Genomic DNA, 13,347 nt, shown 5'->3' on the forward strand with positions numbered 1-13,347 from the left:
GCTTCCTCAGGGAGCGGTCCGGGCCCGGTGGCACTTACCTCGGAGGAGCAGGGACGCGTCCGACGGCGGCACATGGGGGTGCCGCGGGCCGTGATCCCTTCGTGAGCTCGAGGGAGCATCGATGCGACGCACCGCCCGGTTGCTGGCCGGTACCGCGCTCGCCGTGGCCGTCGCGGGAACGCTCGCCGCACCCGCGTACGCCGGGGGGACCGCCACCCCGGCGGGCCGCGGTCACGGCGCACCGGCCGGAAGCCTGCGGGTGCACCCGTCCTCGACCGTGCCGGGCACGCACGTCACGGTGAACACCTCGGCGTGCGGCGACGCGGGACCGGCGGACGGTGACGCCACCGCGGTGGGCGCCGGCCGGTTCGCGCTGGCCCCGAGCAGGCGCGAGCGGGAGGCGGTCGGGCAGTTCCGGGTGCCGTCGAGCGCGCAGCCGGGGACGTACGAGATCGTCGCGACGTGCGCCGAGAGCGGCCGGCGGGTGACCGGTGACCTGGTGGTCGCGCTGTCGTCCGGGTCCTCGCAGGTGCCCCCCCGGGGAAGTGTGAAGACGGGGATCGGTGGCGCCCTGGGCCCCGATCCCGTGCAGACCGCGGCCGGTGTGGCGGCTCTCGCCGTCGCCGCCGCGGGCGGTACCTGGCTCCTGCATCGCCGGGCGAGAGGCGACGGGATCTGACGGGCACCCTCCGCTGCCCGTCGACCGGTACCGCAGGTCCCCTCCCCCTCCGGGTCCGATGCCCCTCGCGGCCCGGAGGGGGGCACGGGGCCGACTGGAGAAGAAGAGGTCAGTCCACCATGTGCCGCAGGTTCCGCCGGGCCGGCAGTCCGGTCAACGCGGTCATAGCCGCCGTCACCGTGTGCGCCCTGGGCTCGGGACTGTGGCTGCTGCGCGACGGGGCCGGGAGGAACGCGCCGCCGCAGCCGTCCGCCGCCCAGGCGCACACCGGCGTCGACGACCACAGCGGCGGCCGGGCCGCGGCGCCCGCGCTGCCGCCCTCCCCGCCCGACCGCGTCCGCATCCCCGCGATCGAGGTGAACGCGCCCCTGACGGGCCTCGGCCTGACGCGGAACGGCGGCCTCGACGTCCCGCCCGCCGACCGGAAGAACCTCGCCGGCTGGTACGAGGCCGGCGTCACCCCCGGCGAGACCGGCACCGCGATCATCGCGGGCCACGTCGACAACACCGAGGGCCCCGCCGTCTTCTACTCCCTCGGCGCGCTGCGCAAGGGCAGCACCATCGAGGTGGACCGGCGCGACGGCGGCGCCGCCGTGTTCACGGTGGACGCCGTCGAGGTGTACGACGCGAAGGACTTCCCCGACGCGAAGGTGTACGGCACGGCGACCCGCCCCGAACTGCGGGTCATCACCTGCGGCGGCGGCTACTCACGCACCACCGGGTACCAGGGGAACGTCGTCGTCTACGCGCACCTGACGGGCCGCCGCTGAATCGTCCCGCGCCCCGCGTCAGCCCCCGGAAGGGGCCCGTTCCGGGGGTCCGGCCGGCAGGGCGGGCCCCGGCCGCCCCGGCTCCGGGCGGTCGCCCGGCCGCGTCCGGGCCGGGGGGCGCCTCAGGCCAGCCACTGCTCGTACGCCAGGTTCGCCACCAGCGCGAAGACGACCGTCAGCAGCACGATGCGCACGAAGCGGCTGCCCTTCTTCAGGGCCGTGCGGGCGCCGAGCGTGCCGCCCGCCAGGTTGAAGACGGCCATCAGCGCCGCCAGCTGCCACAGCACCGCCCCCTGCCAGGCGAACATCGCCAACGCGCCGGCGTTGGTGCAGCAGTTGACGATCTTGGCGGTGGCGGAGGCGGTGACGAGGTCGAGGTGGAGCAGGGCGGTGAGGGCCAGGACCAGGAAGGTGCCGGTGCCGGGGCCGATGAGACCGTCGTAGAAGCCGATGCCGAGACCGGCCAGGCCGATCGCCGCGAGGATCTGCCGGCGGGTCGCCGGGCCGGTGGCGGGGGCGGTGCCGAAGGCGGGGCGCAGGATGACGAAGGCGGCCACACCGAGCAGCACCACCATGATCACCGGTTTGAGGACCTCCGTGCTCATCCCGGCCGCGAAGAAGGCCCCGCCCGACGATCCGGCGAGGGCGGCCAGTCCGATGCGCACGGCCGTGCGGACGTCCACGGGAGCCTTGCGGGCGTAGGTCACCGCCGCACCCGTGGTGCCGACGATGGCGACCGCCTTGTTGGTGCCCAGGGCGTGCGCCGCCGGGGTGCCGGCGGGGAGCCCCAGCAGCAGGGCCGGCAGGAGCAGCAGTCCGCCGCCGCCGACCACGGCGTCGATCCAGCCGGCGGCGAGGGCCGCGAGGCAGAGCAGGACGACCACGGTCAGCGAGATGTCGGGCATGATCGCGACCCTAGGGACGAGATAGTTGTGGCGTCCATCAAGATGAGCATTTCCTGAGGTTGACCCTCCTCACATCCGCCGCGGACCGGGGCCCCGAACCCTCACGTCCGCCCCCCGCCCCCGCTGAGGGCAGCGTTCCGCACGGGAAACGGCGGGGACGCGGCCGGGTAACACCCGCACCGCACGCTCGAGGGCATGACCTCGAACGAGCGCGTGGTGGTGATCGGCTCCGGCCTCGCGGGCGTACGGCTCGCCCGGCGGCTCGACGAGCTCGGCACGCCCGTGACCCTGATCGGCGAGGAGGGGCACCCCCCGTACAACCGGGTGCTGCTCGCCGAGGTGCTGGCCGGGCGCTACGGCCCCGAGGTGATCGCCCTGCCGGCGCCCGCGGGGCCGGTCCGCGCCCGGGTCGCCGGCATCGACCGCGCCGGGCGGACCGTCGCCTGCGCGGACGGTTCGGTGATCGGGTACGACCGGCTCGTCCTGGCCACCGGCTCCCACCCCGTGCTGCCGCCGCTGCGCGGCCTGTTCACCGCCGACCACGAGCTGCCCGAGGGCGTGCACGCGTTCCGCACCCTGGACGACTGCCTGGGCCTGGAGAAGGCGGTGCGGCCCGGTGTGCGGGCGGTCGTCGTCGGCGGCGGGCCGCTCGGGGTCTCCGCGGCCCGCGCGCTGGCCGTGCGCGGCGCCCGGGTCGTCCTCGCCCAGCGGTCCGAGCGGCTCATGGAGCGCCGGCTCGACCCGGTCGCCTCGCGGCTCGTCCGGCGGCACCTGACCGGTCTGGGCGTCGAGGTGCACACCGGGTGCCGGGTGCGGGACGTGCGCCGCGCCGCCGGCGCCGTCCGCTCGGTGGAGCTGGCCGACGGGTACGTCCTCGACGCCGACCTCGTGGTCCTGGCCTGCGGGGTCCGTCCTCGCACCGGGCTCGCGCGGGCCGCCGGGCTGGAGGTCCGCAGGGGCGTCGTCGTCGACGACGAGCTGCGCACCTCCGACCCGTACGTCCACGCCGTCGGCGACTGCGTCGAGCACGCCGGCACGGTGTACGGGCTCGCCGCCCCGGCCCTGGAGCAGGCCGACGCGCTCGCCGCGCTGCTCGCCGGGGACACCCGCGCCCGCTACACCGGCACCCGCTCCCTGACCCGGCTCACCCTCACCGGGCCGGGCGGTCCCCTCGACCTCGCCGCGTTCGGCGAGGTCGAGGCACTGCCGGGCGACGACGTCGTCCAGCTCACCGACGCCACCCGGGGCACCCACCGCAAGGTCGTCGTCCGCGACGAGCGCCTGGTCGGCGGGGTCCTCGTCGGCGAACTCGGCACCGTCGGCGCCCTCGCCCGCGCCTGGGAGGGAGCGGAGCCGCTCCCGTCCGGCGGCGGCCCCCCGCTCCACCTGCTCACCCACGACGGAGGCTCCTGATGACCACCACCCCGGGGGCATCCCCCACGATCGTGCTCGTCGGCCACGGCATGGTCGGCCAGCGCTTCCTCGAAGCGCTCGCCGAGCGCGGCCTGACCGCCACGCACCGCGTGGTCGTGCTGTGCGAGGAGCCGCGCCCGGCCTACGACCGCGTCCGGCTCACCTCGTACTTCTCGGGGAGGACGGTCGAGGACCTGTCCCTGACGGACGCGGCGTTCCTCGCGGAGCACGGCATCGAGCTGCACCTCGGCGACCCGGCGGAGCACGTCGACCGCGCGGCGCGGAAGGTGACGGCCCGCTCGGGGCTCGTCGTCGGCTACGACGTCCTCGTCCTGGCCACCGGCTCCCACCCGTTCGTGCCGCCCGTGCCGCACCGGGACGCCGAGGGCTGCTTCGTCTACCGCACCATCGAGGACCTGCTCGCGATCGAGGAGTACGCGCGGGCCGGGGCGGCCGTCGGCACGGTGGTCGGCGGCGGCCTGCTCGGCCTGGAGGCGGCGGGCGCCCTCAAGAGCCTCGGACTCGCCCCGCACGTCGTGGAGTTCGCGCCCCGGCTGATGCCCCTGCAGGTCGACGAGGGCGGTGGCGCGGCGCTGCTGCGCACCGTCGAGGGCATGGGCCTGACCGTCCACACCGGCGTGGGGACGCAGGAGGTCCTCGTCGGCGACGACGGCGCCGTCACCGGGATGCGGCTGTCCGACGGCTCCGAACTCGCCACCGACATGGTGGTGTTCTCCGCCGGTGTCCGCCCCCGCGACCAACTGGCCCGGGACTGCGGCCTCACCGTCGGCGAGCGCGGCGGCATCGCCGTCGACGAGCGGTGCCGCACGGTCGCCGACCCGCACGTCTTCGCGATCGGCGAGTGCGCGCTGGCCGCCGACGGCCGGGTGTACGGCCTGGTCGCCCCGGGCTACGCGCAGGCCGAGACGGCCGCCGCGGCGATCGCCGCCGACGAGGAGAGGGCGTTCACCGGCGCCGACCCGTCCACCAGGCTGAAGCTGCTCGGCGTGGACGTGGCGTCCTTCGGCGACGCGCACGGCGCCACCGCCGGCTGCCTGGACGTCGTCTACTCCGACTCGCGCGCCGGCCTGTACAAGAAGCTGGTCGTCGGCCGCGACGGCACGCTGCTCGGCGGCATCCTGGTCGGCGACGCGGAGGCGTACGGCACGCTGCGCGCCCTCACCGGCTCGGTGCCCCCGGTCCCGCCGGAGACCTTGGTCCTGCCCGCCGGCGCCGGGGCACCGGCCCGGCTCGGCCCCTCCGCGCTCCCCGACGACGCGGTCGTCTGCTCCTGCCACAACGTCACCAAGGGCACGATCCGCGGCGCGGTCACCGAGCACCGGTGCACCACCGTGCCCGAGGTGAAGAAGTGCACCGGGGCCGGCACCGGCTGCGGAAGCTGCGTCAAGGTGCTGGGCCGACTGGTCGACGCCGAGCTGGCGGCGAGCGGCGTCGAGGTCGACAAGGGCCTGTGCGGCTGCTTCTCCCAGACCCGCGAGGAGCTGTACGAACTCGTCCTCGCCCTGCGCATCACCTCCTACCGCGACCTGCTGGACCGGTACGGCCGCGAGGGCGCCCGGGGCGGCGACGGCTGCGAGGTCTGCAAGCCGGCGGTCGGCTCGATCATCGCCTCCCTCGCCCCGTCGATCGGCGCCGGCACCCACGTCCTGGACGGCGAGCAGGCGGCCCTGCAGGACACCAACGACCACTTCCTGGCCAACCTGCAGAGGAACGGCTCGTACTCGGTGGTGCCCCGCGTCCCCGGCGGTGAGATCGCCCCGGAGAAGCTGATCGTGATCGGGGAGATCGCCCGCGACTTCGGCCTCTACACGAAGATCACCGGCGGTCAGCGCATCGACATGTTCGGCGCGCGGGTCGAGCAACTTCCCCTGATCTGGGCCCGTCTGGTGGACGCCGGCTTCGAGTCCGGCCACGCCTACGGCAAGTCGCTGCGCACGGTGAAGTCCTGCGTGGGGCAGACCTGGTGCCGCTACGGCGTGCGGGACTCCGTGCGCATGGCGATCGACCTGGAGCTGCGCTACCGGGGGCTCCGGTCGCCGCACAAGCTGAAGTCGGCGGTCTCCGGCTGCCAGCGCGAGTGCGCGGAGGCCCGGTCCAAGGACTTCGGCGTGATCGCCACGGCGGGCGGCTGGAACCTCTACGTCGGCGGCAACGGCGGCGCCACCCCGCGCCACGCGGACCTGCTCGCCCAGGACCTCTCCGACGCCGAGCTGATCCGCCTCGTCGACCGGTTCCTGATGTTCTACATCCGCACCGCCGACCGCCTGGAGCGCACCTCGACCTGGCTGGAGCGGATCCCCGGCGGCCTGGACCACGTACGGGACGTCGTCGTCCACGACTCCCTCGGCATCTGCGAGGAGCTGGAGTCCCTGATGGCCGCCCACGTCTCCCACTACCGCGACGAGTGGGCCGAGGTCGTCAACGACCCCGAGAAGCTCGCCCGGTTCGTCTCCTTCGTGAACGCGCCCGGCACCCCCGACCCGGTCGTCGGCTTCGTGCCCGAGCGCGACCAGGTGAAGCCCGACCTGCCGCTGCTGAGCATCGGCCCGCGCCCCTTCGTCGAGACCCTGGAAGGAAGCACCCTGCGATGACCCCGGCACTCGGGACCACCGACCTGAAGGTCCGGCTCCGTCTGGAGGGCGGCTGGTTCACGGTCTGCGACCTCAGCGCGCTGCTCCCGGGCCGCGGGGTGGCGGCCCTGCTCCCCGACGGCCGCCAGGCCGCCGTCTTCGCCGACCGCGCCGGCCGCCTGCACGCCATCGACAACCGCGACCCCTTCACCGGGGCGGCGGTGCTCTCCCGCGGCCTGACCGGGACCCACCGGGGCCGCCCCTTCGTCGCCTCCCCGCTGCTCAAGCAGCGCTTCGACCTGGAGTCGGGACAGTGCCTGGACGACGAGGCGGTGCGGGTGACGGCGTACGAGGTGACCGCGTACGAGGCGGAGGCGGTCGAGTGACCCGCCGGGGGCCCGGGCGGTCCGGGCGGCCCGGTCGGTCCGGTCGGCCCGGTCGGCTCACGCGGCCTCGGGGAGGGCGTAGGTCACGCCGGTGAGGTCCTCGGAGGCGGCCCACAGCCGCTCCCCCATCGCGTCGTCGAGGGTCCAGGGCGCCCGCCAGGAGGATGCGGGTGCCCCGCGCCACAGGGCGAAGGACGGTCCGACGAACGCGTCGGGGCGTACACCGGGCGCGGTCGCGGCGTACAGCACGGGCAGCGCGCCGACCTCGGCGGACTGGGCGACGAACCGGTTGCCGAGCCGCATCAGCCGCTCGGCGACCCGGCGCCCCTCGGCGCGCGGTCCCGCGGTCTGGAGGTTGGTGGCGGCGTACCCGGGATGGGCGGCGGCCGCCACGACGTCGCTCCCGTACCCCCTGAGCCTGCGGGCCAGCTCGTGCGTGAACAGCAGGTTCGCCGACTTGGAGCGGGCGTAGGCGATCCAGCGCCGGTAGCGCCGCTCGCTGTTGAGGTCACGCGCGTCGATGTTGGCCATCGCGTGCACCATGCTGGACACGGTCACGACGCGCGCCCCCGGTGCCGCGAGCAGCGTCGGCAGCAGCAACCCGGTGAGGGCGAAGTGCCCCAGGTGGTTGACCCCGAACTGCGTCTCGAACCCGTCCGCGGTCGTCCCGTGGGGCAGCGCCATCACCCCGGCGTTGTTGAGGAGCAGATCGACCCGCTCGTACGGAAGGGCGGTCACGAACTCCCGCACGGAGGCCAGGTCCCCGAGATCCAGCCGCCGCACCTCCGCCTCGGCGCCCGGCACCTCGGCGCGCAGCAGGTCCAGGGCTTTTCCGCCCCGCTCCTCGCTCCGGCAGGCGAGCACCACGTGCGCCCCCGCACGGGCCAGTTCACGCGCCGCCACGTACCCGAGCCCGCTGTTGGCCCCGGTGACGACGGCGAGCCGCCCGCCCTGACCGGGGATGTCGTTCGCGCTCCACCCGGACATACCGCGTTCTCCCTTCGCCACCCCCGCCCCTGCCTGCCGACCGTCGGATTCAGCCTACGAGGGACGGGCACGCGCCGCCCTGCCGCCGGTCACCGTCCCGTACGGCCGCAGCCATGGCATGTTCATTTCATACGCCTAGGTTCCCCACCGCAACCCCCGCCGCCGACCGGCGGCGGGGCGGTCACGACACCTCTTGGAGCGAGAGTGGAACGTCGTACCTTCCTGCGTACCGCCGCCGTCGGCGGCTCGTCCGCCGTTCTCGGCGGAACCCTGTGGCGCGGCGCCGCGCACGCCGCCCCCGCCCAGCCGGGCACCGGCCCTTACGGACCGCTCGGCGCGGCGGACGCGAACGGGATCAGGCTTCCGGCCGGTTTCACCAGCAGGGTGATCGCCCGTTCCGGCCGGCAGGTCGCGGGCACGTCGTACGCCTGGCACCACGCCCCCGACGGCGGCGCCTGCTACGCGGACGGATCGGGCTGGATCTACGTCTCCAACTCGGAGATCAACCCCTCGGGCGGCGCGAGCGCGGTGAAGTTCTCGGCCACCGGCGCCGTCACGGGCGCGTACCGCGTCCTGTCCGGCACCCGGCAGAACTGCGCGGGCGGGAAGACCCCGTGGAACACCTGGCTGTCCTGCGAGGAGGTGGACCGGGGCTACGTCTACGAGACCGACCCCTGGGGCGTGAAGGCGGCGGTCCGCCGTGACGCGATGGGCCGCTTCAAGCACGAGGCGGCGGCCGCCGACCCGGTCCGCGGGGTGATCTACCTGACCGAGGACGTGTCGGACGGCTGCTTCTACCGGTTCCGCCCGACGACCTGGGGCGACCTGTCGTCGGGCACGCTGGAGGTGCTGGTCGGGGGCGGCGGCACGAGCGGCCCGGTGAGCTGGGCGCGGGTCCCGGACCCGTCCGGCGCCACCGCCACCCGCGACCAGGTCTCCGGCGCCAAGCGCTTCAACGGCGGCGAGGGCTGCCACTACGCGGACGACACCTGCTGGTTCACCACGAAGGGCGACAACCGCGTCTGGCAGTACGACGCGTCCGCCCAGACCATCGGACTCGCCTACGACGACTCCCTGGTGACGGGCGGCACGGCCCCCTTGACCGGCGTCGACAACATCACCGGCTCCTCCTCCGGCGACCTCTTCGTGGCCGAGGACGGCGGCACCATGGAGATCTGCGTGATCACCCCCGACGACGTGGTGGCCCCGTTCCTGCGGATCGACGGCCAGTCCGGCTCCGAGATCACCGGCCCGGCGTTCTCCCCGGACGGCACCCGCCTGTACTTCTCCAGCCAGCGCGGGACGAGCGGGAGTCCGTCGGGCGGCATCACCTACGAGGTGCGGGGACCGTTCCGGTCGTAGCGGAACGGCGGCGGAAGTGCGGTAACGGAACGGTCACACCGGGAGACGGTAGCGGAGAGCCACCCTGTGATCACGTCACGTTTCCATCACAAGCTCTCCCTACTATCGCCACGACACGAGCTCCTCAGTAGCTTCTTGATCTCAAACGAGCACCCGCACCCGCACCTGATCTGGGGGCCTCTCCATGAACCCGTTCCGCACGTCCGCCACCACGGCCCTCACCGCCCTCGCCCTGGTCGCACTGCCCGCCACCGCCGCCGTGGCCCACGACGGCGCCCACCCGTTCAAGAACTGCACCGAGGCGTACGCCAACGGGTACGAGAGCATCGCCCAGGGCGACGACCACTACGGCGAGCACCTGGACCGCGACGGCGACGGCATCGGCTGCGACCAGCCGCCCGCGGACTTCACCCCCCACGACAACGAGAACATCGACACCGACACCGGCACCGACACCGGCACGGGGACCGAGAACACCGGCTCCGGGAAGCAGGACGGCGCGGACCTCGCCGAGACCGGCGGCGACAACACCACCCTGTACCTCGCGGCCGGCGGCGCCGCCGTGCTCCTCGTGGGCGGCGCGACGCTCGCGGCGCGCCGGCGCCGCGGCACCCGCTGACCCCGCGCCGGGAAACGGACGGGGGCGGCACCCCCGCACGGGTGCCGCCCTCCGCTTTCCGCGATCCGGAGCCGTTGCCGATCGGTGAGGGTGGTCGGGTGACAGACAACGGCTCCGGGGCTGGTACGCCCCGAAGGGCCAGGGGTGCTAGCGGTGGTCGCTTCCGGTGGAGGTGACCGCCGCGCGGCCGGCCTCCAGCCGGGCCACCGGGATGCGGAACGGGGAGCAGGAGACGTAGTCCAGGCCGACCTCGTGGAAGAAGTGGACCGACTCCGGGTCGCCGCCGTGCTCGCCGCAGACGCCGAGCTTGAGGTCGGGCCGGGTCTTACGGCCGGCCCGGGCGGCGAGCTCCACCAGGGAGCCCACGCCGTCCTTGTCGATCGTCTCGAACGGCGACACCCCGAAGATGCCCTTCTCCAGGTAGGCGGTGAAGAAGCTGGCCTCCACGTCGTCCCGGGAGAAGCCCCACACCGTCTGGGTGAGGTCGTTGGTGCCGAAGGAGAAGAACTCCGCCGCCTCCGCGATCTGCCCGGCGGTCAGCGCGGCGCGCGGCAGCTCGATCATCGTGCCGATGGCGAGCTTGAGCTCGGTGCCGGTGGCCTCCTGGACCTCGGCGATGACCCGGTCGGCCTCCTCCCGGACGATCTCCAGCTCCTGGACCGTGCCGACCAGCGGGATCATGATCTCCGCGCGCGGGTCGCCCTTGGCCGCCCTGCGCTCGGCCGCGGCCTCGGCGATGGCCCGTACCTGCATGGTGAACAGGCCGGGGATGACCAGGCCGAGGCGGACGCCGCGCAGACCCAGCATCGGGTTCTGCTCGTGCAGGCGGTGCACCGCCTGGAGCAGGCGCAGGTCGTTCTCGTGCGGCTCCTGCCGGGACTCGGCGAGCGCGACGCGGACCGACAGCTCGGTGATGTCGGGCAGGAACTCGTGCAGCGGCGGGTCGAGCAGGCGGATGGTGACCGGAAGGCCGTCCATCGCCTCGAACAGCTCGACGAAGTCCTGCTTCTGCTGCGGGAGCAGCGCCTTGAGGGACTCCTCGCGCTCGTTCTCGGTGTCGGCCAGGATCAGCCGCTCCACCAGCTCGCGCCGATCGCCGAGGAACATGTGCTCGGTGCGGCACAGTCCGATGCCCTGGGCGCCGAACCGCCGCGCCCGCAGCGCGTCCTCGGCGTTGTCGGCGTTGGCGCGCACGCGCAGCCGGCGCTTGCGGTCGGCGAAGGCCATCATCCGGTGCACGGCCTCGACCAGCTCGTCGGCGTCGTCGGCGCCCGGGTGCATGCGGCCCTCGAAGTACTCCACGACCGGGGACGGGACGACCGGGACCTCACCGAGGTACACCTTGCCCGTCGAACCGTCGATGGAGATCAGGTCGCCCTCCTCCACCACGCGCCCGCCGGGGACGGTCATCCGGCGGCGCTTGGTGTCGACCTCCAGCTCCTCCGCGCCGCACACACAGGTCTTGCCCATGCCGCGCGCGACCACGGCCGCGTGGGAGGTCTTGCCGCCGCGCGAGGTGAGGATGCCCTCGGCCGCGATCATGCCGTCGAGGTCGTCGGGGTTGGTCTCGCGGCGGATCAGGATGACCTTCTCGCCGGAGCGGGACCACTTGACGGCGGTGTAGGAGTCGAAGACCGCCTTGCCGACCGCCGCGCCCGGGGAGGCCGCGATGCCGCGGCCGACCTGCTCGACCTTCGCGTTCTCGTCGAAGCGCGGGAACATCAGCTGGGCGAGCTGGGCGCCGTTGACCCGGGTGAGCGCCTCGGCCTCGTCGATCAGGCCCTGGTCCACCAGCTGGGTGGCGATACGGAAGGCCGCGCCCGCGGTGCGCTTGCCGACGCGGGTCTGCAGCATCCACAGCCGGCCGCGCTCGATGGTGAACTCGATGTCGCAGAGGTCCTTGTAGTGGTTCTCCAGGGTCTCCATGATCTGCATGAGCTGGTCGTACGACTTCTTGTCGATCCGCTCCAGCTCCGCGAGCGGCACGGTGTTGCGGATGCCCGCGACCACGTCCTCGCCCTGGGCGTTCTGCAGGTAGTCGCCGTAGACGCCCTGGTGGCCGGAGGCGGGGTCGCGGGTGAAGGCGACGCCGGTGCCGGAGTCCGGGCCGAGGTTGCCGAAGACCATGGAGCAGACGTTGACGGCGGTGCCCAGGTCGTGCGGGATGCGCTCCTGGCGGCGGTACAGCTTGGCGCGGTCGCCGTTCCAGGAGTCGAAGACCGCCTTGATGGCGAGGTCCATCTGCTCGCGCGGGTCCTGCGGGAAGTCCCGGCCGGCCTCGGTCTTGACGATCTTCTTGAACTTGGTGACGAGCTTCTTGAGGTCGGCGGCCTCCAGCTCGGTGTCGACCGTGACCTTCTTCGCCGCCTTCGCCGCCTCCAGCGCGTCCTCGAAGAGCTCGCCGTCGACGCCGAGGACGGTCCTGCCGAACATCTGGATGAGGCGCCGGTAGGAGTCCCACGCGAACCGGTCGTCGCCGGCCTGCTTGGCCAGGCCCTGGACGGACTTGTCGGAGAGGCCGATGTTGAGGACGGTGTCCATCATGCCCGGCATGGAGAACTTGGCCCCGGAGCGGACCGACACGAGGAGGGGGTCGTCGGCCTGTCCGAGCTTCTTGCCCATCCTCTCCTCGAGGGCGACGAGGTGCGCACTCACCTCGTCACGCAGTGCCGCCGGCTCCTCGCCGCTCTCCAGGTAGACCTTGCAGGCCTCCGTGGTGATGGTGAAGCCGGGCGGGACGGGAAGGCCCAGATTGGTCATCTCGGCGAGGTTGGCCCCTTTTCCGCCGAGGAGGTCCTTGAGGTCCTTGTTGCCCTCGGTGAAGTCGTAGACGAACTTCACGCCCTCAACGCTCGTGCCCGACTGGGGTCCCTGGCGATCTTTGTTTTCCGACACGGGTCTCGACTCCTCGAGGACGCGGTGGCTGCCCTGACGGCGAGGAACATACCCAGATCAAAGGCGTCTGGGTACGTCCACTTGTGCGTCATGGGCCCGTAACCGGTCGTCCGCCAGCGGATCGAAAGTCAAAGCTTGGCCAAGCCGGTGCGATCGAGTGTTTTCACTTCTTGAACACAAGAATCGTCGGCACGCCCACCTGTGCGCTCATGTGAGCGGCGATCCGCACCTCTGATTTCGCTCGATGAACGATCAGAGGATGGCACTGAGTGCCAGACTTTGAGAAGTGCAGCCACCTATGATCCGCTCATCTGAGCGCAACCCTTATCAAGGGTGGCGAGAATCACGCCATGGCGGCGGGTCGGATTTCACGATGCGGACGTGCTCCGGGACGGGTGGGACCCACCGAAATCCCGGCGGACTGAACGCACCGGTCAGCGCACCCGTACGGAACTGCGGCGGACCCGGACCCCCACGCCGGGTCCGCCTCCTCGACCGAGTTCCGCACGGGTACGGAAGGACCTCCGGGTGCCTGTCTCCTCACGCTTGCGCCGACCGGCACGGAAGACCGCAGAGACCGAAGAGACCTCAGAGACCGAAGGGAACGGGGAGAACCGGGAGAACCGGGGGGACGGGGAGAGCGAGAAGCCGGACCCGGACGAACGGACGCAGCCCGAGGAACCGGACTCCGACCGGCGGACGCCGTCCCGGCCCGACACCGAGCCGTCCCCTCCCGTTCC

General features: G+C 73.1%; 10 protein-coding genes. 7 read left to right on the forward strand and 3 right to left on the reverse strand.

The window, feature by feature from the left end:
- The first annotated feature begins 121 nt into the window (after positions 1 to 121).
- Both B7L92_RS07990 and B7L92_RS07995 read left to right on the forward strand, forming a co-directional pair.
- The gene (locus B7L92_RS07990; RefSeq protein WP_081236757.1) at positions 122 to 679 is read left to right on the forward strand and encodes a hypothetical protein; all 558 of its coding nucleotides are present in this window, start codon (positions 122 to 124) and stop codon (positions 677 to 679) included.
- Positions 680 to 798: 119 nt separating this feature from the next.
- Positions 799 to 1,449: a class F sortase gene (locus B7L92_RS07995; protein WP_081236758.1), complete on the forward strand. Its 651-nt coding sequence runs from the start codon at positions 799 to 801 to the stop codon at positions 1,447 to 1,449.
- Positions 1,450 to 1,571: 122 nt separating this feature from the next.
- Here B7L92_RS07995 and B7L92_RS08000 read toward each other — a convergent pair whose 3' ends face one another.
- Complete coding sequence (locus B7L92_RS08000) at positions 1,572 to 2,354, reverse strand: sulfite exporter TauE/SafE family protein (RefSeq protein ID WP_081236759.1); 783 nt, start codon at positions 2,352 to 2,354, stop codon at positions 1,572 to 1,574.
- Between the two features lie 195 nt (positions 2,355 to 2,549).
- Here B7L92_RS08000 and B7L92_RS08005 point away from each other — a divergent pair, with 195 nt between their 5' ends.
- From B7L92_RS08005 to nirD, 3 genes are read left to right on the forward strand one after another with little or no spacing between them, the layout of a single operon-like run.
- Entirely contained in the window at positions 2,550 to 3,767 is a 1,218-nt protein-coding gene (locus tag B7L92_RS08005; protein ID WP_081236760.1) for an NAD(P)/FAD-dependent oxidoreductase, read from the forward strand.
- Positions 3,767 to 6,379 (forward strand): nitrite reductase large subunit NirB, encoded by a 2,613-nt coding sequence (gene nirB, locus B7L92_RS08010; RefSeq protein ID WP_081236761.1) that lies wholly within the window; start codon positions 3,767 to 3,769, stop codon positions 6,377 to 6,379. Before B7L92_RS08005 ends, nirB begins: the two co-directional genes overlap by 1 nt.
- The gene (nirD, locus tag B7L92_RS08015; protein ID WP_081236762.1) at positions 6,376 to 6,744 is read left to right on the forward strand and encodes a nitrite reductase small subunit NirD; all 369 of its coding nucleotides are present in this window, start codon (positions 6,376 to 6,378) and stop codon (positions 6,742 to 6,744) included. Before nirB ends, nirD begins: the two co-directional genes overlap by 4 nt.
- A gap of 57 nt (positions 6,745 to 6,801) precedes the next feature.
- Here the strand turns inward: nirD and B7L92_RS08020 are convergent, their stop codons facing one another.
- Complete coding sequence (locus tag B7L92_RS08020; RefSeq protein WP_081236763.1) at positions 6,802 to 7,731, reverse strand: oxidoreductase; 930 nt, start codon at positions 7,729 to 7,731, stop codon at positions 6,802 to 6,804.
- Between the two features lie 204 nt (positions 7,732 to 7,935).
- Here B7L92_RS08020 and B7L92_RS08025 point away from each other — a divergent pair, with 204 nt between their 5' ends.
- Positions 7,936 to 9,093 (forward strand): alkaline phosphatase PhoX, encoded by a 1,158-nt coding sequence (locus tag B7L92_RS08025; RefSeq protein ID WP_081236764.1) that lies wholly within the window; start codon positions 7,936 to 7,938, stop codon positions 9,091 to 9,093.
- Between the two features lie 184 nt (positions 9,094 to 9,277).
- Positions 9,278 to 9,712: an excalibur calcium-binding domain-containing protein gene (locus B7L92_RS08030; RefSeq protein ID WP_081236765.1), complete on the forward strand. Its 435-nt coding sequence runs from the start codon at positions 9,278 to 9,280 to the stop codon at positions 9,710 to 9,712.
- Positions 9,713 to 9,859: 147 nt separating this feature from the next.
- Here B7L92_RS08030 and ppdK read toward each other — a convergent pair whose 3' ends face one another.
- Positions 9,860 to 12,607: a pyruvate, phosphate dikinase gene (gene ppdK / locus B7L92_RS08035; RefSeq protein WP_438363975.1), complete on the reverse strand. Its 2,748-nt coding sequence runs from the start codon at positions 12,605 to 12,607 to the stop codon at positions 9,860 to 9,862.
- Positions 12,608 to 13,347 lie beyond the last annotated feature (740 nt).

Source organism: Streptomyces viridosporus (genome assembly GCF_002078235.1).
Classification (GTDB): domain Bacteria; phylum Actinomycetota; class Actinomycetes; order Streptomycetales; family Streptomycetaceae; genus Streptomyces; species Streptomyces viridosporus.